Origin of the sequence: Sphingobacterium faecale (assembly GCF_016746095.1) — a bacterium.
In the GTDB taxonomy this organism is placed as follows: Bacteria; Bacteroidota; Bacteroidia; order Sphingobacteriales; family Sphingobacteriaceae; genus Sphingobacterium; species Sphingobacterium faecale.
Window position 1 is genome coordinate 35314 of the sequence record NZ_JAERTY010000003.1, and the last position, 19980, is coordinate 55293.

At 39.3% G+C, this 19980-nt stretch carries 15 protein-coding genes; 2 read left to right on the forward strand and 13 right to left on the reverse strand.

What is annotated here, in order from left to right:
* Positions 1–221: 221 nt before the first annotated feature.
* From JKG61_RS23270 to JKG61_RS05775, 5 genes are all read right to left on the reverse strand, one after another.
* Positions 222–749 carry an alpha/beta hydrolase family protein gene (locus JKG61_RS23270; protein ID WP_202102446.1) on the reverse strand — a complete coding sequence of 176 codons (528 nt, stop codon included), beginning with the start codon at positions 747–749 and terminating at the stop codon, positions 222–224.
* Between the two features lie 186 nt (positions 750–935).
* Positions 936–2384, reverse strand: a complete 1449-nt coding sequence (locus tag JKG61_RS05760; protein WP_202102032.1) for a TlpA family protein disulfide reductase — start codon at positions 2382–2384, stop codon at positions 936–938.
* 85 nt (positions 2385–2469) lie between these two features.
* Entirely contained in the window at positions 2470–3891 is a 1422-nt protein-coding gene (locus JKG61_RS05765) for a RagB/SusD family nutrient uptake outer membrane protein (RefSeq protein ID WP_202102033.1), read from the reverse strand.
* Positions 3892–3902: 11 nt separating this feature from the next.
* Complete coding sequence (locus JKG61_RS05770) at positions 3903–7151, reverse strand: SusC/RagA family TonB-linked outer membrane protein (RefSeq protein ID WP_237249390.1); 3249 nt, start codon at positions 7149–7151, stop codon at positions 3903–3905.
* 168 nt (positions 7152–7319) lie between these two features.
* Entirely contained in the window at positions 7320–8342 is a 1023-nt protein-coding gene (locus JKG61_RS05775) for a FecR family protein (protein WP_202102035.1), read from the reverse strand.
* A gap of 209 nt (positions 8343–8551) precedes the next feature.
* Between JKG61_RS05775 and JKG61_RS05780 the strand changes: the two genes are divergently transcribed.
* Positions 8552–9145: an RNA polymerase sigma factor gene (locus JKG61_RS05780; RefSeq protein ID WP_202102036.1), complete on the forward strand. Its 594-nt coding sequence runs from the start codon at positions 8552–8554 to the stop codon at positions 9143–9145.
* A 122-nt stretch (positions 9146–9267) separates the two neighbouring features.
* A complete protein-coding gene (locus tag JKG61_RS23060) occupies positions 9268–9396 on the forward strand; it encodes a hypothetical protein (RefSeq protein ID WP_262896191.1) in 129 nt (42 codons plus the stop codon).
* Positions 9397–9495: 99 nt separating this feature from the next.
* Here JKG61_RS23060 and JKG61_RS05785 read toward each other — a convergent pair whose 3' ends face one another.
* The 8 genes from JKG61_RS05785 to JKG61_RS05820 form a co-directional block, all read right to left on the reverse strand.
* Positions 9496–10068 carry an RNA polymerase sigma factor gene (locus tag JKG61_RS05785; protein ID WP_202102037.1) on the reverse strand — a complete coding sequence of 191 codons (573 nt, stop codon included), beginning with the start codon at positions 10066–10068 and terminating at the stop codon, positions 9496–9498.
* Between the two features lie 401 nt (positions 10069–10469).
* Positions 10470–12188 carry an FAD-dependent oxidoreductase gene (locus JKG61_RS05790; protein WP_202102038.1) on the reverse strand — a complete coding sequence of 573 codons (1719 nt, stop codon included), beginning with the start codon at positions 12186–12188 and terminating at the stop codon, positions 10470–10472.
* A 22-nt stretch (positions 12189–12210) separates the two neighbouring features.
* Entirely contained in the window at positions 12211–13497 is a 1287-nt protein-coding gene (locus JKG61_RS05795) for a phosphodiester glycosidase family protein (protein ID WP_202102039.1), read from the reverse strand.
* Between the two features lie 29 nt (positions 13498–13526).
* Positions 13527–14411, reverse strand: a complete 885-nt coding sequence (locus JKG61_RS05800; protein ID WP_202102040.1) for a PIG-L deacetylase family protein — start codon at positions 14409–14411, stop codon at positions 13527–13529.
* Position 14412: 1 nt separating this feature from the next.
* Positions 14413–15492, reverse strand: coding sequence for a DUF4855 domain-containing protein (locus JKG61_RS05805; RefSeq protein WP_202102041.1), 1080 nt, complete (start codon positions 15490–15492; stop codon positions 14413–14415).
* Between the two features lie 4 nt (positions 15493–15496).
* Positions 15497–17164, reverse strand: coding sequence for a DUF5018 domain-containing protein (locus tag JKG61_RS05810; RefSeq protein ID WP_202102042.1), 1668 nt, complete (start codon positions 17162–17164; stop codon positions 15497–15499).
* Positions 17164–17982, reverse strand: a complete 819-nt coding sequence (locus JKG61_RS05815; RefSeq protein ID WP_202102043.1) for a DUF1735 domain-containing protein — start codon at positions 17980–17982, stop codon at positions 17164–17166. Before JKG61_RS05815 ends, JKG61_RS05810 begins: the two co-directional genes overlap by 1 nt.
* Before the next feature lie 18 nt (positions 17983–18000).
* Positions 18001–19977: a RagB/SusD family nutrient uptake outer membrane protein gene (locus JKG61_RS05820; protein WP_202102044.1), complete on the reverse strand. Its 1977-nt coding sequence runs from the start codon at positions 19975–19977 to the stop codon at positions 18001–18003.
* Positions 19978–19980 lie beyond the last annotated feature (3 nt).

Sequence of the window (19980 nt, forward strand, 5' to 3'; positions counted from 1 at the left end):
TTTTGAAACAAGGATAAAGGTATGAATACCATAAAGCCGTCCCGAAGTGAATTTGGAACGGCTGATTATTGACTATATCACGTCTATATCATTTTAAATTAGTTAATTCCCTATCATCCTTTCCGGATCGAAGATAGTATTGTATTTTACCCAGTGAGTTTCTTTTGTATCTTTATTTTTTAGAAAACAATCGAACCATTTCATTGTTCTTTTTGTAATATCTACCTGATTTTCCTTCTTTGAAAAGCCATGAGCTCCATCTTTGTAAAAAATGAAATATGTGGTTTTCTGAAACGTAATAAGGCAATAAAAAACTCTTGTTGTAATTTCCATTCAACATTTCTGTCTTCTTTTCCTGCAAAACCTAGTAGAGGTGTTTTAATTTGGTGAGCAAATAAAATGGGAGAGTTTAAAAGAAAAAGTTCTTTATTCTCTTTAAACGATCCTAAATTAAATTGTCCATTTTCAAAAAGAAAATAGTTTGGTGAAGTAAAGATTTCATTATAAGAAAAGTAAGAATTTATAATATCACCAGATCCGAATCCACTTACTGCTGTCTTAAAAATACATATTTGAGTAATAATAAAGTTTGTAGCGTATCCACCAAATGAATAGCCTATAAGTCCAAGTTTACCTCTATCAATCCTCTTTTCTTCTTTTAAAATAGTTTTGATACAATAAGCTAAAAACTGAAATATAGTGCAATCTGGAATGAGGGCTTTGAAAAAGCCACGAAGACCAGAAAAAATATAATATCAGAGTCGATCTGGATTTTCTTAGCAGAATGCAATGTCCTTATGAGTTCTATATTAACTTACTATGCAGACATAGAACTGGCACACATTTTGCTATCAACTTAGTATTCATAATTTAGGTTAATAATTGGTTAGTTAAAACACCTGAAGCTCCCCGCTTCAGGTGTTTTTTTATAGTTATCATCGTAACTTATCTAGTATCATTCGGATCCGCGCATCGGATGGACGGGGTGCATTGGGGTCAATAATCCTGCCTTCGTCGTCCAGAAGGACAAAACGAGGAATCTGTAAAATATTAAAAGCTTCTGTAATCTGCTTGTTGTTTTCTGCATCTAGCCAAACCTGTATTCCACTTAAATTCTCTTCGCGTACGAAGTCTACCCATTTCTGCTTATCTTTATCTCGATCCATTGACACACTGACAAATAGGATATTTTTACCTTGATAGTCATGTTCGAGAGCTTTTAGATGTGGTATCTCCGCAATACAAGGTCCGCACCAAGTGGCCCATAAGTCTATATATATGTATTTTCCTCTCCAGTCCTCAAATGTAAATCTAGTGCCCGCTGTATCCTGTAAATTTACTAAAGGGGCCAAATTGCCCTCCAACATCCCTTCCATAGAAGCGTACTTAATTCTTACTTTTTTGGCAATATCCGGATAAGGCGAAGATGCTGCAAACTTATCATAAAGCTTTCGCTTGAAATTGGTCCGTAAGGAAAAAGCATAATATTCGTACAGAGACCTGCCTGAAATCTTAGTGGCTACAAATTCAAAAAAGTCTTGATCCCCTCCTGATAACTTATAAGATTCTTTTAGATAGAAATCTAAGAAGTAAAAATACGCAATCCCCTTGTCTATCCTTGTAGGGTCAATATCAATTTCGGTAAGGAAATTATAATAATCCCTATCCGCCTGATAACCATCCTCGCGATAACTACTCCGCATTGATGGGTATAAAAGTCTGGCGCTGATGGCATCTGTATATATTGCCCATGTGCTCACGTGTTTTAGATGTTTGGCCATCTTATGCTCCTTAATGAACTGTGTTAAGAACGCAGTCCGCTCTGCTCTTCGCTTCTCTACATAGGCTAAATATTGTTTGGCATCATACTGCACGTAGCCAAAGTAATTCTTAAGATGCTTGTCTTTGTATTGATTAAACTTCCAATCTTCCTCGTTTAGGTAACGGCTATCTGTACTGTTTTTACCCGTGATCTGTAATGTCGAGGAAACACTTCCAGCAGTCACTTCTATATGTTGCTTATTTTCGGGTACGAGGTATAGGTAGATCATCTCAGGCCGATTGGTCGTAGTAATGATCGTAGTATCTTTGCCGTCCCCTTTGGTCAGTGTAAATTTTTCTTCTGTGGGTGTCGAACCAAATAGCAAGAAGGCACGGGATGGACCGGAAAGATTGACCTCAAAACGGAATTCGCCCTTCGAATCTACTTCTATTTCTAGTTTTTCCTGTTCGCTCAGCAATGCATAATCCTGATAACTCAATGATACCGCACCGCCTTTGAATCCTAAGATCTTGCCAGTAACGATAGTTTTGCCCTTAGCAGCATAAACTCCCCACACAGCAACAAAAATACTGAAAAGCAATAGTAAAATTTTCTTATACATATTGGTCTTGTATCAAATGAACAAAAGCTATCTTCGGTATCTAGCCGATACCGAAGATAGCAAGACTACTCTATCTGTAATCTGTTTAAAGATTAGGGTTGAATGCTGCTGCATCCGATGGTATCGGTAAATAGATGGCGCTGGTTTTCCAAGTCGGCTTGAGCGCCGGAAGGATATCATCCGCTCTAGTCTTGTTTGCGTCCCCGCCTACACTAGGCCAGCGCCGCAAATCATACCAACGGTGTCCCCATTCGGCAAACAGTTCTACCCGGCGCTCTTGCTCTATAGCCTCGCGAACAGCAGCATCGGCATTACCAAGGGATAGTGCTGTCAACCCCGAGCGTTCGCGTATATCGTTGATATCATCCTGCGCTAAATTGTATTTCTTCTGGTTATAACGTGCCTCGGCACGTATCAGATACTGCTCGCCTAAACGTAACACCATCGTGTACTCGGCTGTAGGTGTGACACCAAAACGGGCCTTGTATTTGTATGGATATTTGTGTGTCACACCTGCTGTAGTGGTGATCTTGCCAACCCAGTTTTCATGGCGCTGATCGCCTGCCTCGAATGCATCATATAGATAATTGGGGATAAGGCGAAACAATGGCGTACCTGTAACTATATTGGCGGGTATAATTAAAAACCCTTCCCAGGTATTGCGCCCACCGGATACATTAACGGCCTGTATCTGCCAGATGGCTTCGTCACTATTTTTCAAAAACACTTTATTCATATCGGTAGTCGGCATGAGTTTGTACATTGGATTATTGATGACTTCGGTAGATTCAATCTCGGCTAAATCCCATTTTTTGGTATATAAGTAAACACGGGCTAAGAGTGCTGTAGCTGCTCCTTTATTAGGACGGATGCGTTCCCCATCAGAATTTACCGCAACACCACTTGGATAACCATCCAGGAGTTTGCTCTTTGCATCTTTTAGATCTTCAATGATCGTGGTGTATACTTCTGCCTCGGATGAGCGGTTTTTGAAATTATTTTCATCGACATTGGAGTTCAAAACTAATGGTACTCCGCCAAAGTTATTGACCAAGTAGAAGTAACAGAATGCGCGCAAAAATTTGGCTTCACCAATGAGCTGGCTTTTTACCTCTGGAGATAAGGATGTCGCAATCTCCAGTCCTTCAATACACATATTGGCCTGAGCGATATACTCATAGGGCTGAGTCCATAGTGTAGACAGAAACTGGTTGGAAGGAAGTACAGCATTGGCCTTAAACTCGTCGTAGGCTGCAAACTGAGCTGCATAAGCGAACTCATCGGCCTCCATCGCGGGAAGCACCATGGAGAGGACATTGGCAAACTGGTAGTTCAGCTGATTCATACGTGAATATACGCCTGTGACGGACGCTGTCGCTGCTTTGTCGTCCGAAAACGCTAAACCGGCAGCCACCTCATCTTTCGGTACACCTACATCCAGGTAACTTTCGCATGAGTGGAGCCCTAAACTTATACCTATTATCGCTATATATTTTAAAAATCTCATAACTATTCTCATTAATATGTAAATCGGATACCTAATGTGTACTGCTTCATAGGAGGCATTAATCGTCCTTGTGTCTCGGGATCAAAACCGTCATACTTGGTAAACGTCAATAGATTCTGCCCCTGACCGTACAGCACAATACGTTGTGTCTTAATAGCCGGTAGCAGTGAAGTGAAATCATAACTTACCATAAGGTTTTTCAAACGAATATAAGATGCATCCCCCCATTGTGCGTCGGAATGACGGTAATAGGTATTATAAGTGCTATAGGCCTCATCTGCAGAGGTTGATGCTGATCGGGGAATATCTGTCACCTGCCCTGCTTGTGTCCAACGGTCAAGTACAGAGGTATCAAAATTGGTCATGATTCCTAATGCGCCCGGTGCCATATAACCAAAGTTCAATAGTTCTCCTTCTTGTTTTACAAACTGCAACAGGAAACTCAGATTGAAATTTTTATAGGTAAAACTATTGTTTAGACCTCCAAAAAACTTGGGTAGGCGTGTGCCCATTACATATTTATCATCAAGACCATCGGACAGCTCGCCATCACCGCTAAGGTCTTCAAACTGAGCAACACCGGTCTGCGGGTCTACGCCGGTAAACTTGTATCCGTATACGCTCTCCATAGAGTATCCTACTGCATATAACACTCTTTCGTATTCTGGGAACGACTCTAAGCCGGGATAATCAATCAACTTGCTGGTCGAAATGGTTAAGTTGGCTGATGTATTCCATTCGAAATAGCTATTTTTAAAATTGGTGGAACTGACTTCAAACTCCCACCCTCTATTCTGTACAATACCAGGAAGGTTGGCCGTGAATCCTTCAAAACCTGTCTGTGGTGACAATTTTTTAGTGATAAGCTGATTGTCTGTTTTATTGTAGTAACGGTTTACGTTTAACGTTAGTCTATTGTCCCAAAAGCCTGTCTCTAAACCAAACTCGAGCTTGCGCGTGGTCTCCCAGCTGAATAAAGGGTTGGCCACACGTGTAGGATATAGGCCGGACACGCCATCATAAGCATAACTATTGAAGCTCCAAGTATCCATATAGCCGTAATCGCCAATCTGGTCATTACCTGTTACACCATAGCTACTACGTAGCTTACCAAAGGTTAGAAAGGGAATATTGTCACGGATAAACCCTTCTTCAGAAAACACCCATGCCGCACCTACTGAACCAAAGTTGCCCATACGACGATCAGGGCCAAAACGTGATGAACCGTCACGCCTAAAGGTACCGTTGACAATATATTTATTCTGAATATTGTAGGTAGCCCGTGCAAACCCAGCCTGATACCTGTACTTGCTGTAACGCAAGCCATTGGACTGTACGGAAACCGCCGCATCAATGTTATTGAGTTGGCTCTCTAAAGTGAAGTCTTCGCCTATAAAATAGTTTCCATCGTTGATCCCTTCTTGATAGGTCAACCCCGCTAATAGATCTAACTTGCCTACCCCTAACTCTAATGTATAATTTGCTTGGGGTTCTATACTATAGGAGGAATACGCCCCGTTGCCCAAATGACTAGTGCTGACTGCTCCAGCATCAGGCTTGAAGGATGATAGAGGAAGCATGCGTAGCTGGTCTAACGTGGTGTTGTTATAGCCTATAGTAGCTGATAAACTCAGATTCTGGATTGGGTTATAACGTAATATCCCGCTTGTCAATAGGGTCTTATTACGTGTTTCTTGCTTACGTCTTAAAAGTGCATAGGGATTTTGCAGGTTACTGTACCAATATAGTGATCCATCTGAATTATAGATCGGCATATTAGGGGGCAAATCGTAAAACTGACTGATATCACTTGCCATTGCATTGTTGAAGTCTCTGGCATAGTTGGCTGTAGCGGCAATAGAGAACTTACCATCGGGTGAGCTATGGAGTATACTCAACATACCGGCGCCTTTTTTATAACCATTGTCGCCTGGTTGCACAGTGGTCTCATTGCGCAAGGTACCTGTCAGCAAGAAATTGGTGGTTTCTGACCCCCCACCTATGGATATGTTGGCTTGGGTAATCTTGCCTGTACCACCCATCATTTTCTTCTGCCAATTTTGATCCAAGTTCTGATCCCATTCGAAGAGATCCGGTAAATCTGGATCAGGCGTGACACCTGAGTTTTGGAATGCCTCTCTACGTAGCTTTAGGTATTCGGCTGTATTCAGCATATCGACCATATTGGTGACTTTTCCGCCGCCTGTGTAGGCATTGAAATTGAAGCGTGTACTGCCTGATTTTCCTTTCTTGGTGCTGATCAAGATGACACCATTAGCTCCACGCGAACCGTATATAGCAGTTGCATCAGCATCCTTGAGTATATCAATGCGGTCGATATCACTTGGATTGATACCTGCGATAGGACTCTGGGTACCGTTGTCGCCTGTAAACATATTGAGAGATTCGGAAAAGAACGGTACCCCATCTACGATGTATAATGGTGAACTGCTCGCAGCAATCGAGTTGATGCCACGCAGACGTACATTAATCATAGCTCCTGGCAGTCCATTGCTGCTGCTGATATCGAGCCCTGCTACCCGCCCTTGTAAAGCTTCCATCACATTATTAACCGGAGAACGGGACAGCTCTTCGCTCGTAACGCTGGCCGTAGACCCGGTGCTGACACGCTTCGTAGTAGTACCATAGCCTATGACGGTCACTGCATCTAAACTTCCAAAATCGGGGGCAAGCACAATGTCCTGCATATCCTTAGTATATATAACCTCTTGTGTCACATAACCTACAGAAGAAATAATCAAGTTGACTACCCCATCTTGCTTGACTGTAAAAAAACCTTGTTGATCTGTAGAGGTCACTCTATTGGTCTCTTTTATACGGATGGTAACGCCAGCTATAGGAAGTCCGCTTTCATTCAAAACACGACCGCGTCGTACCTCTTGTTCTTTTATAATTTCTGCTTCCAGAATTTTTCCTGATGTAAACGATCTCCTTTTGATAATCACAATCTTACCAGCCTGTCGGTACTCCAGGTCGGTATGCCGTAATAGGTTGTCTAAAATCTGTTCGACATTTTCGCTTTTACTATCGATATGTGTCTGCTTATATTGTTGCACGTCATTGCTCACATAAGTAAATCTTAAACTTGTCTGCTTTTCTAATTGCTTCAACGCATCTTTAAGAGCAATATTCCCAGATGGCAATGATGCTTTTATTTTGGCTAGAATCTGCGCCGTGGAACTGGATGCTATGACTGTAGCAAACCATGTCAATAATAATGCTAACGAGGATATTTTCATTAATAAGCTCCTATTGCACTTGTTTCGGATTAAATGCATAATTTTGATATTGATTTAGTATAATGTATTCTATTTATTGAATCCTTAAGTCATCCCGAGGACCAGTCGGGGTGACTTTCTTCATTCTTAGTATCTCTTCTATTACATAGGCATTTTTTTCTATTTGGGTTAAAAAATGATATAGTTATTTTCTTCTTTTTTCAAATGTGTGTCCGTCAATGTTGTCAGAATTTCCAATACATCAGTAGGAGTGCTATTCTTCGGTATAGAGGTGGTAATTATTTTATTCCCAAGTACCGGATCGTGAAGCTTAATAGAAATCTGGTAAAAACGCTCAATATCAGCAATAATCGCAGCAATAGACTCATCTTCATACTCAAGGTATCCCTCTGTCCAACTTCCGGCAACTTTGCTCTTTAATGCTTTTTCTTTAAGAGTAGGAAAAACACCAACAGGCAATAGCGGAACTCGGAGTTCTTGATTCTGCACCAAGGTAGCCAGTATGGTATTATCTTTACTCACCATGACTTTGCCGGTTTTGACAGTAACTAATACGTCTTTCATACCAGGATATGCCTTAACGTTGAATTTTGTTCCGACTACTTTCGTTTTCACATCTCCGGTGTGAACAATAAAAGGCCAATCTTTGGCTCGCTCTACCTCAAAATAGGCTTCTCCTACCAGTGTCACTTCCCGAGGTTGTCCTTTCTTGAATTTTCGCGGATATTCTAGTTTGGAAGAGGAGTTGACCCATACTCTGGTACCATCATCCAATACAAGGACTTTATTATCGTCCTGAAGGACATTATTGACTATCGTTATATTCTCTTTGGGTATATTATTGTCACGCCATCTCTGTGTGTAGAAAAATCCCACTAATAATATTGCTGCAGAGATAGCAATGCCAACGTATGTTTTGATGAGACGGTTAGAACTTTTCCTTTCCGAGTCAGAAGAAAGTAAATGATGTGTGTCTATCGAGCCAGTAGATTCCAACAATTTGCCTTGATAATCCACATAAGCTAAAGATGGATCCTGTTCCTTAAGCTCTTCGTAAAGTTCTTTTATCAACAGAGATATTTCTTCATCTTGTTTTGCTGAGCTAATCACTGTGAATAGTTCGTCCAGCTCCGAGCGGGTCGATCTATTGTAAAAATACTGTCTTAATAAATAGTGTATACGTGCTTCCATAATGCAATCTAACATAAAGACGAAGCAAAGAGCAGTATGTCCTATTCAGAATAACATTATTTTAAAAAAACAAGAATGTTTATTGATTATCATGCTATATCTTTAGTCAAGAAATGAAAACATTGCTGGCAACTAGTTATCAACACAGATGGTAAAACATTGATAGTACAGGATAATTTGTATCTTTATTCTCAACTTACCAAAATATCATGAATAATGAAGATACTCCTTTACGGACAATTCCCTCTTCTGACGGAGATAAGAAATGCTCTGAATCGGTAGAGGAATCTTTACGTGTTGTATTTAATGATATATTTATTTCTCAAGAAAAAGGACTCTTCAAATTAGCTTTTCATCTTACAAAAGATCAGCATATAGCCCGTGACATTGTACACGATGTTTTTCTTAAACTATGGGAAACACGTGACCAATTTGAAAAAATCAAATCGATGGAGTCTTTTTTATTTATACTCACACGCAACAAGGTAATGGATTATCTCCGTAAAGCGTCAGCAGATGTAAGGTTAAAAGAAACCATCTGGCATTCTATGCAACAGATTTCTGCCGAACCGATTCATCCTGTAGAAGATAAGGAATTTCGTTCTGAGCTCCAACAAGCTATAGATATGCTCCCCCCGCAACGTAAAATCATTTATCTGATGCGAGACGAAGGGTATAACTATAAGGAAATCGCTAATGAATTACAGATATCCCACCATACCGTCAAAAACCAACTCAGCGCGGCATTGAAATCGATTAGAAAACTGCTTAAAAATTTTCAGGTGTTGTTGTGTTTATTGTAAACCAACACTTTTCTCCAGAGAAGTCCAATCCTAGAAAGAGGCCTCTGATTTCTACTAGCTACCGGTACTCGGTATACTGGTCATTACAATTGGAGAGTTCATTGGCAAAAAAACTCCAACAGATGCTATGGAACACAATACGTGTAGCTATTTTTAGTATGGGCTTTATCATGCAGGGCACAGGGTTCTCTGAATTTGACATCCATGGACAATCTATACGTTATCGCATGCACGCGAGAAAAAAGTATTAAACTCTTATGATTCTCTGTTTATGTTTTATTCTCCTACTGTACGAAGTTTCCTAGCTTATCGAATAGGTAATTGGAAGCAGAGGATAAAGAATCCGAATATTAAAAGAAATCAGAACATCCAGTTATCAACAAAAAGCTCATGTACAAATTAATATCCTTTTCCTTAAAAACCATACGAAGCGCAAACAATGCTTTAGATTTTGCAAAATAAACTGCACTCGCAGTAGTACCTAGTGCATCGCAAATTTCTTTGGTATCCATGCCTTCAAGATAGGACATTCTGAAAACTTCGGCTTGTTGCTTGGGCAACTTGGCCAATTCAAGTGAAATCTCAACAATAAGCTCTGCATAAATGATCTGCGAGAGCGTATCTGTATCCATATTAAATAAGTATGTCGGCTCTTCATCTATAAGAGAAACAACTTTATTATAGAAGAGCTCCTTGTAATCGAAACTAGCATTGCGCGTTACTAAATACAAGAATGATTTTATACCTTCATATGTACTAAAAATAGTCCTTCTCTCCCAAAGCTTAAAAAAAGACTCAGAAACAATCTCTTCGGAGGCTTCTTTGTTCTTTGTTATTTTGAAAGCAAAAAAGCGTAGTGATTCTCCGAAATGAGACATAAAATATTTTAATCCAGACTCATCTCCACGCTTGAGGGTTTCCATATGTTTTAGGTTATCCATCATATTGATAAATTTACACAGGTTTGACTATTGAACTAAGTTAAGTAAAATATACTAATTTCACCACGTATACAATTCACCTTAATAATAACTTAATCAGCGTAATATAAAACTAATATAGCTACCTCCATTGTAAGATACTGCCTACGTAATCCAGTATCTTAACAATAACTCAAATAATAACATGTAGGTATTTGAAATCACCATCTAATCCCTCCGTGTCCATCTCCTTCTATATTCAGAGTGGTGCTATATGTACCAACGAACGTACCAGTACGTACCTCTGTATTATATAAATAAGCCCTGCAAATACTCCTGTACTCTTGATAACACTTAATCGTGATTGATTACTCATAGTTAGATGTAATTCAAAACGTGTTATTTCAATTTTGCCAAGTAGTTTCGACACCTTGCTCGCGCAACAAGTTCTGAAATTCTTTCAGAAGACTCCGGTTTTTCCTTACCTCTCTAGGTATTTTATTTTTACTTTTGCAAAATACAAGTAATAACCCGACAGCCTCCCCAATACTCCACTCAACAGGATGAAGTCTGAAGCAACCATTGGTAATATGGGTAGTCCCAATATTCTTATTTGCCGGTAGCAGGTTATCCATTTTTATGGGTAGTAATGCACCTAACGGAATCTGAAATCTCAAAGAAGGAAAGTCGATATAGTTAACTTTTGTTGTTGGATGAAGATCGATATGGTAATAGCCTATACCTACACTATCAAAGAATTCACTTGCCTTATTCGCGTCTTCGTAGATACCAGCTGTCAGTGCGCGATTCTCCTGACCGATATGTTGTTCCAAAACCGTAAACTCAGATTTAATCCGACGGGACTCTCTAACATATGGATATTTGGCAAAACCATCAGATGTACCCATAATATCCTTTCTAAGTCTCAAACCTCTCCATCCGAATCCCCCGTTGGGCCTCGGAGCTTCGGTCTGTAACCAATATAAAAGAGATAAGCCAAGTTGTTTGGAATGCTCAATGTTATCCTTGAAACGGCTTGGGGAAACACCAATCAAATTACCCAGCATATAATCATTTTGTGGCCAATTGACCAAACTGATGTCACTTTCAAAAAAACCGGTCTCGAAATTCCGTCGATCTATTATCCTTCTATAGTTCCATAAATTAAGTGTCCCATTGGTCGCTGCGCCTGTAGGATCAAAACCCAAAAGCTTAGACTTTAGTGTCCTTGGGTCCGAATATTCTAAACTTAATAGATGTCCCGACCACCTAGGAACAATGTCGGGTATGTATTTTTTCCAAAAAGAAAATCCTTCCGGCTTTTGGACGAAATCCTCTCCTTCAATATAATCAATAGCAAAACAGGTGGTAAAAGCCTGTTGATTTTCTGGATCCGGATAAATCGGCGCATGAAGTTCTCCGGTTTGACTTTTTGACTCCGTCCCTATAATATGATCTGTAGAAGTGATAGGGAGTAAATCTCCCAACTCTGTGGCATCTATGAAATAGTTTGATTTAAGGATCTTAATGGTTTTGGTATTTAAACACTGAACTCTGACCGTGCTGACGGTGGTTTCGGAAGCATCTGCATCAAACGCCTTATGTTCCATTAACAGGGTGAGTTGTCCATTTGAGAGGTAGGGTGCCAACAGCTGATGAAATACACTTAAGGCTGCTTTAGGCTCGTGACACAGCCTCGACACAGCACCATTTCCTGGATTAAGAAACTTATTTTCACGAGCCTCTAAAGTTAGTGGATAGTTCTGCCGGTAATATTCCCGTATCCGTTCACGGAAATTTCTGTAGGAAAGTGGTGCTCCATGTGACTCTATCCAAGAGTGCTCGTCGGCAGGGACTCCTTGTTGTGTAAGCTGTCCTCCGACCCAGTCAGTCTCTTCAACCAATATGACATTAAGCCCATTGCGAAGCATAGATAATGTCGCTGCTATCCCCCCTAAACCTGCGCCTACAACAGCAACATCAGCCTGTAATAGAGCACGATCTAATTGGGACGCCACAACATTGAGCGACCGTCCTGAGGGAACTGCAAATCCCTCCAAAGAACCTGCAATAACTCCGCTCCCCGCTAAAGCCAAGCTTTCTAGAAAATTTCTTCTATCCATAATCTCCTAATAAAAGTCTCTTTTATTTTTTTCGTACAATGGTTAACGCATTGGCCACTGGCCTAAACCATGTTGTACCTTCTGGCTGCCCGTAGATCGTATTGCCCAACGCCAACATACTAGACCCACCTCCATCAAGATTTACGGCATCTGTTATCTCAAAATGGAGAAGGAGATCTGCAAGATCCGAGCTTTTGAGACCATCAGAGACATCAGATCTTCCCTCGACAACCACCATATAAAAATACTTATCAGAATGCCCTACTGCAGTCCTAGGCTCTTTTCCATGCGGATTACCTGATGTTGACGTTATCTGTAGCTTTTGTCCTGATTTTAGCAAGATATATGAAGCACCGATAGCTTCTTGCACATCGTAAACTTTTTCAGTTTTTTTACCTACAGGCTTGTTGATATTGATGAATACCCTATCCCCTTTCTTGTATCGATTACATATTGTTATACCTGCGCCATGGCCGGATAAAACTACATGTCCCTTTGGTATAACTAATCCCCCTGCCAAGGCTACAGGACGATCCGAGGTAACCTCGCAAAGTACAGACTCGTGGCTTTTAGCAGTCTCCCAGTCACCAGAGACCGGCTTTAATACAATCTCAGATCCGTAAATGTTGGTCCCTGTACGCTCACCCTTAGCACCTGTATATAAAATGAGTTGATCTGCCTGACGACTTCCGTTTATACCATTAATAGGGTATTTATCATCTCCTAAAGTAATGGTATAATCCAGCTCGTCAATAAAAAGCTGACCATCCGATGTAGTCCCATAGACTAATTTCCAATCGCTATTGGCTGTTTTTAAAAGCCGGCCTTCGCTTACCATAGCTCCAAGTATCGTCCCACCAGTCTCCATTACAAAAAAATCACCGTTTAGAGAGGCTAAAACGGTCTTTTTAGGACTTGTGTGATAATTCATTATATCTAAAGGAGTACCTCTCTTATCTAGAGAGGAGCCAGCTAACAATGACTCTATACGGAGACCATCACTTAACCCCTTCCTATCAAGTCGTATAACATGTGCCTGTAATTTTAATCCTGATTGACTGTCGGTTCCCGCATTATTAACTGTAATTTTGAAGTAATCCATATAGTCTGTTACGGCTTCTTTGCGCAAAGCTTGAACAGGGTGGATCTGTTTGCCAATCTGGAGGGGCTTTCCATATTTTTCTCGATCTGCATCTACCTGTTTTTCTACCTCAGTTGGTTTCGGAACTGGAGGAAGTACATCGTTTTCTTGACAAGCGTTAAATATAAAAATCGCAGATAGCCAGATTAAATTTTTAAGTCTACTCATAATCAGTTTGGTTTTTTTTATAACTTCATTTAATTAAATGGGAACAACCGTCCCATTTCATCTTTTTCGATCCGCCTGCCGTATTCGCATAATTCATACAACTCAATATATTGTATCTGATCGGCTTTCTTATAATCTCCATAAACATTGGAGATAGCAGCATCTATTATTGGATTGGTGGAGTTAAATGGCGGAACTCGCCATTTTTGCAACCATTTTTTTTTATCTGGTTCACTTTTTGGTATTTCTTCTAATTTCCCATTCAACCAAGGAAGCCATTGGTAAAACTGTGAATAATGCTGATGCAGCATTTCCACTTTTTCATACAATACCTCGGTTATATCAATCGCGATATCTGGGACAAACTCATTAGGCTTTTTAAAAGCATCACTCATGTAAAGAAATACGGGTGTCTTTAGCATAGGAGGTATCTCTGGTACAATATGAGGAACTCTTATCAAAAATGAGGCATCTGAAACTAATATGCTTGTATAACGATGATCTGGGTGATAAGTATTAGGCCTATGGGTGATAACGATATCAGCATCCCATTCTCTAATAACTTTGATCAATTTCAGCCTATTGGCCATAGAAGCTTCTAGTTCGCCATCGGCATTGTCGAACACCTCATATTCGATTCCCATCAATCGACTAACATTCTCGGTCTCTTTCTTCCTAAGCTTGGCCAGTTCAACTTTTGACAAAAGGTGATGCCCTTTTTCACCGTTGGTCATAGATACAAATTTCACAACATGTCCATTCTTGAGATACAATGCGGCAAGTCCACCTGCTGCAATCTCACAATCGTCAGGATGTGCACCTATTACCAAAACCCGTAGTCTTTCGTGCTCTGTACCAAATACAAAAGCAACAAAAACTATCGATACAAAAAGAAATCCTATTATTATCTTCATATCACTCTTGTATCAATTGTTTGTACTTCTTTTTTCCTTTCCTTTTAATGATTTCGGCTGCAAGTTTGTCCGCCATCTCTCTATCCTTCAAATCGGCAGAGTTGACAAGTTTATAAAATGAATCCCCACCTTGATAATATGCAATTGCAGAAGTTTGAAAAACCTTATTTTTTATAAACGAGTCGATGTAAGTATCAAGCCTAAATCGCTTGTTTTCGTTTGCCCTATAAAGAGCGCGATCATCAAACTCCATCTCCATCCCCATTGAAAACTCTTGAGCTTTTTTACAAGCATCATCGATTCGACTATCGTCTACTTTATTATTAAAAAAATGATTGGGTTGTAACCAAGCGAAATCAAATTTGAAATCTTGCCACTTAAAATTTCCTGGAGCATTCCAATAAGGGATCCAATAATATTTGTACCCCTGTGAGCGGATATAATCGCCAATAGGTATCAAGATTTCTTTTCCATCGCTAATGTCTTCATCAACCCAATAAAATCCTGCCAACTCTAAATAAGGAAGCTTTTCCTTCTCGAACCTGGTTAAAAACTCTTTTATATACCAAGACGAAGCCGCTATTCTATCCTCTATTATTGAAAAATCTAAAGTTCTACTACCTAGATCACCCCAATCTTTTTGATTACGTATCGGTGATGGGATTCCAATTACGACCTTATGCCTGAAATGAGGTGCACTTCCCATCAGCTGGATACAGTCTTCAATAGCATCATTCAATGCCAACAGGGCCTTTCCTTTTTCGAAATGTCTATCAATCAACCATTCCCACTCTACTCTCCTTGCATTTAGTGTATCATAACCTGGTGCAAAATTACGTCCTTTGCCATCTTTGAACTCTAAAAATAAAAATCCATCGAACAACCAATTCTTACGACCACTCAAATCTTGGTGAACGACATAGGGCAAAAACTTTTCCTTAGTCCATGGATAATCCCGATGTACCCCCCCATGGTAGATCAAAGCAAGATCCACTATATTTGTTTTACCATAAGGTTGGGCCCAAAGTAGGACAGGGAGTAGAAAAAAAATAATATTCAGTATTCTTAAACGAGTATTCATATCCTTATAAAGTATCAAAATCTATACAATCAAATTCATATGCTACAACCACACCATTGGTCAATAGGCAATACATGTGTAATTTATAACCATCATCGGAAACCTTCATGACAACGTCGCTTGTTCGGTTCCCATTACTATTGGTTATCAAATCGCTTGTGCGCAACACTAGGTAATCTTTAAACAAAGGGTTAGAAGTTTCTACTTCAAGGTGGCTCGGATCCGTAACATTAAACAAATAGAATTCTCCGAATTTATCTTCCACACGCCCAAATGAAATGTATCTTGCTTGATTGAATTCTGCAAAATCTAACGCATTATTATGTATCAAATTGAGATTTGTATTTGGAAACACATAAGCCGCACGTTGCGCAATTTGATCCCAATAGGATATGTTTCCTGGATGACCTGTAATAAAAATAGGAGCGCTTAGATCCGTTGAAGTAGGTGCAACATCTGCCATTTGAGTCCAAGAGGTGGCTCCTGGAAAAGTAAGAGCTTCCGGAATCTGACTTTCAGCAACTCCATTGGTTATTTTCCAACGAAGAACAGTATTACCCGAATTACTTGCCGCCAAGTAAATAACAGCGCTTTTGTCTAAATCCCCAATGACAGACATCTTTCTTCCTACGTTCCAAGCAGCAGCCATAGTCCAATTAATAAGCTTTTTTGGATTACTATCAGAACTGTTTTTCCACTTATAGATAGCCAAGCTATTACCAGCAGCAGCTACTAAATTAGACATCAACAGTTGACCTTTTGAATCAGAAGTTATGAAGAAGTTTTGGAATGTTTCCGTTGCTATATCCCCCATTACCATCTCACCGATCAATGCACCATTGAAGCGGTTAATAATTTTGTTTCTTTTCTCTCTAGTATTAACAATCAGATCCCCTTTAGAAACGGCAATAGAGGTAGTCATGTGATTCGTTGCGTCTATACCCAACTCCGTTAAAGTTTTGATCCAAATTTGTCTCGCACTACCTAAACGAATTCCATTGCTTACCTTTCCGGGGGTAGCAAATTTAACCGTATATTTTTTGGTTGTTACACCATCTTGCGCCGTTACCGTATACTCAACAGGATTATTAAAATTCTGCGGAGTCGTTGGCAAAGGGTGAATAGTAGCCCTTTTCGAAACAAGAACTTGAGGAGTCAAATTGGACAGATCTGCACCACCTGCAATCAAACTTATTAGCTGTCCCCTAACATACCCTTCCAAATTCATAGTAGGCAAAGAAAACGATAAGAGCTCTGCCTCCGAACTTTCCTTAATTATACTTTTTACAGTATGTTTACTCGATTCCCCGTTCCCTTTATGGATAACGATCTGAAACTCTTTAGACATATCAACAATATTATCCTTTTGTCCTATAACCTCTACCCGAGAAGGAGAATTCGTATTTATACGCATACCAGCAAGACTAAACTCATCATCAGAGTCCAAAGGAAAATGTGTCGGAAATTCAAACACAATTGATTCATCATAAGGAGTTGATCCGACAGGGTTAAAATACCCTTCACCATTAGGCAAGGTAATATAGATTGATCCTAAATCTTTATATTGATCAGTTAAGGATTGCTCTTCTCGTTTACATGAAGCAAGAGTACATAAGAGCACAAAAAACATTGAGAACGATGCTACCTTCATATTGATAAAATTAGCTTTCATTATAAATCAAATTTTAATTGCATATGGGCTTCATGTGTACGCCCTCCCATTTCATAACTAAAAGACAGATTGAATATGCCAAGAAAACGTTGGTATTTGACATTAAAAGCACCTTCTTTAGAACTCCCTAAATCATTTAAACGCAACGTATTCCTATTATTAGCCTCTTTTACTTTTACAACATCTCCATTTATTTCAACCCATAAGTTCACTCCATTAATATGGCTAGGTATTTGAAAGGCACCAGGAGATATTGTTGTTGCAAGCCCAGTAAAATCAATATTCTCTGGTTCATCCTCATTATATTTGAGATGAGTTTTACCAAGCACTTTATACTTACCTTGGTATTGATTTCTATAACTATTGATATTTAAGTAAACAATACTCCTTTCTTCCACAACTAGTTCTTGTTCATCGGCACTAACTTGTATTGGAAGAATATAATTTTTCCCTACAACACTTTCGTCAATTTTTTTCAAATGTATTATCACTTTTTTTTCCACCTCATCTTTCTCAAAGGTAAAATTGGTTTGCGCAATAGAATACATTGACTTAGGCAATGCCAACACCTGCTTATCTGGATAAGTATCCAACAAACGTTCGTCTGCAGACACTTCAACCGTAGTACTTTTAGCGGTATTATAACCCGAACGGTATATAGTCAGTTCTACAATCGACTCGCCCAATAAGGGTTGGATTTCAAACTTTCCATGTGCTGGAAAAAACACGCGGTTTTCAAAGAACACACTTTCACCGCCCTTTTCACATCCTATGCAAAAGCAACATAGGAAAAAAAATATCTTAATAACGTTTTTCATAAAACATGCTATTTTTAATCACCAACCAGGGTTTTGTACAATTGATGGGTTTTTCTCTATTTCCGATTGATGGATAGGGAATAAATTCATTTTCTTATCAAACACCCTTGTTTCAAAGGCTACTCGTTTGTAAAACCCTGTATATTCAAAGCTATTTGTAGTAGTATTACCAGCATGAATATCCATACCCCACATTTTTCCTCCATCGCCGTATTTTCTTTTAGGGTCGCCATTATCAGGTGTAATAGACAACAATCTTCTTCTAGTTGTAAAGTACCGATCACCCTCAAAAGCTAACTCTACTTGGCGTTCTTGCAAGATATATTCTCTTTGCATAGCCTTATCTCCTTTAATATTAGGATAGACCGAAAAAACAGAAGGAATTCCTGCACGCTCCCGTATCATATCCCAATACTTTTGAATATCAGGATGAGAAGGATTATATTCGTTTAAAGCCTCTATATAGTCCAATAACACTTTTGCATAGCGTATAAAAGTATCATGTCGAGGCGTATTAACAAAAACTCGATCACGCATATTACTCAATGGATCTACATTTTTCAAAACTAAATAACCCGTCTGCGGATAAAACGTATAGGATCCTGATTGTCTTGACATACCACCATAGTACAGCTCTACACGAGCGTATCCATTCGCCTGCTTTACAGTATTTGTATTCGTTGAATAGTAGTCTCTTTTAGCAATATCAGTGGGCAGCTGAGGAATAACACGCTTATTATACAACACTGAAACATAAAACCTTGGTTCACGATTAGCATACATATTCCACTCGCCAGGCCAATGCCCCCAAGCGTCTCCATTCCGGATCAAATTAATCATCTCCACTCTATCATTTTGAATATTTAGACTTTTAGGGTTCCAATTATCTCCTCCATTTACAGCAAAACCATCTTCAACATAGGTAGAATTAGGGTCATCTATTGTTCTTCCATTTTTCATAAAAAAGGCATCCACTGCCCTTTGAGTCGGTCCCACCCCTCCTAGATTATTAGGTCCAGGAGAAGTATGGACTTCCCAACCATTATGATTAAAATTTGCTTTTGCCCAAATAATTTCACAGTTCCATTTTTTTATATGGACGTCTCTTAAAGATTTGAAAGGACTAAATGTTGCCCCATTACCATTTTCATGATTTTTATACAACCGAACGTTAGCCCCTGCATTGTCTTCGGCGGTTTTAATAACAGCATAACTAGCATCTGCTGCTCTTTTCCACTTCTGTTCATCATACGTAGTAGAAGTCAACAGTGTGCCATCTAAGTTCTTAAAATCAATATAACCCTGATTACCATTCCATTGTGGACTAGCTGCCATCATCAAAACCTCAGCTTTTACAGCCTTACAAACTATTTTTGTAGGTTTTCCAAACCATTGTTTATCATTCTGCCAATGAAGAGGTAAACCTTTTTCCGCTTCATCCATCATTTCTGCTATATAAGCGACACAGTCTTCATATGGTGATCGAGGAAATTCTTTCCAATCACTAGCCAATGGTTGCAATTCTTTTATAAGAACGACAGGTCCATACTGTCTTAACAATAACCAATAATAATATCCTCTTAAAAACTTAACTTCGGCCTTATACTGTTCCTTTAAAGCTTCACTCAGCTCCCTATTTTTATCCACATTATTTTCAAAAACAAATGATGCTCGAATTGCCTTATAGTAATTAGGCCATTTGTTATAAAAATTGGATGATATCGTCCAATTACCCAAATTAATCTGATAAGTATTGTATACGTTCCAAGTCAAGTCAATTTCGTCTGACACCCCTAACCAAGGGTCATCCTGATAGAGATTTGATGTAGGAATTTGTGAATATACGTTGTACAAGTAAGCCTCTGTTTCTTTTCTAGACTTCCAGATCATTTCGTCTGTTTTCATGTCATCTGGCTTTTTTTCCAAAAAATCGGTACAAGCACTAAACAATATTAAGACGGAAAGAAACGGCACTAATTTTATATATTTATTCATGAT

What these genes read in the sequence shown, in the direction of transcription:
- JKG61_RS23060 (WP_262896191.1), top strand. Translation starts at nt 9,268, where the DNA reads ATGCTATGGAACACAATACGTGTAGCTATTTTTAGTATGGGCTTTATC.
- JKG61_RS05770 (WP_237249390.1), bottom strand. Translation starts at nt 7,151, where the DNA reads ATGAAAATATCCTCGTTAGCATTATTATTGACATGGTTTGCTACAGTC.
- JKG61_RS05775 (WP_202102035.1), bottom strand. Translation starts at nt 8,342, where the DNA reads ATGGAAGCACGTATACACTATTTATTAAGACAGTATTTTTACAATAGA.
- JKG61_RS05810 (WP_202102042.1), bottom strand. Translation starts at nt 17,164, where the DNA reads ATGAAAGCTAATTTTATCAATATGAAGGTAGCATCGTTCTCAATGTTT.
- JKG61_RS05785 (WP_202102037.1), bottom strand. Translation starts at nt 10,068, where the DNA reads ATGGAAACCCTCAAGCGTGGAGATGAGTCTGGATTAAAATATTTTATG.
- JKG61_RS05805 (WP_202102041.1), bottom strand. Translation starts at nt 15,492, where the DNA reads ATGAATACTCGTTTAAGAATACTGAATATTATTTTTTTTCTACTCCCT.
- JKG61_RS05820 (WP_202102044.1), bottom strand. Translation starts at nt 19,977, where the DNA reads ATGAATAAATATATAAAATTAGTGCCGTTTCTTTCCGTCTTAATATTG.
- JKG61_RS05780 (WP_202102036.1), top strand. Translation starts at nt 8,552, where the DNA reads ATGAATAATGAAGATACTCCTTTACGGACAATTCCCTCTTCTGACGGA.
- JKG61_RS05790 (WP_202102038.1), bottom strand. Translation starts at nt 12,188, where the DNA reads ATGGATAGAAGAAATTTTCTAGAAAGCTTGGCTTTAGCGGGGAGCGGA.
- JKG61_RS05760 (WP_202102032.1), bottom strand. Translation starts at nt 2,384, where the DNA reads ATGTATAAGAAAATTTTACTATTGCTTTTCAGTATTTTTGTTGCTGTG.
- JKG61_RS05765 (WP_202102033.1), bottom strand. Translation starts at nt 3,891, where the DNA reads ATGAGATTTTTAAAATATATAGCGATAATAGGTATAAGTTTAGGGCTC.
- JKG61_RS05795 (WP_202102039.1), bottom strand. Translation starts at nt 13,497, where the DNA reads ATGAGTAGACTTAAAAATTTAATCTGGCTATCTGCGATTTTTATATTT.
- JKG61_RS05800 (WP_202102040.1), bottom strand. Translation starts at nt 14,411, where the DNA reads ATGAAGATAATAATAGGATTTCTTTTTGTATCGATAGTTTTTGTTGCT.
- JKG61_RS05815 (WP_202102043.1), bottom strand. Translation starts at nt 17,982, where the DNA reads ATGAAAAACGTTATTAAGATATTTTTTTTCCTATGTTGCTTTTGCATA.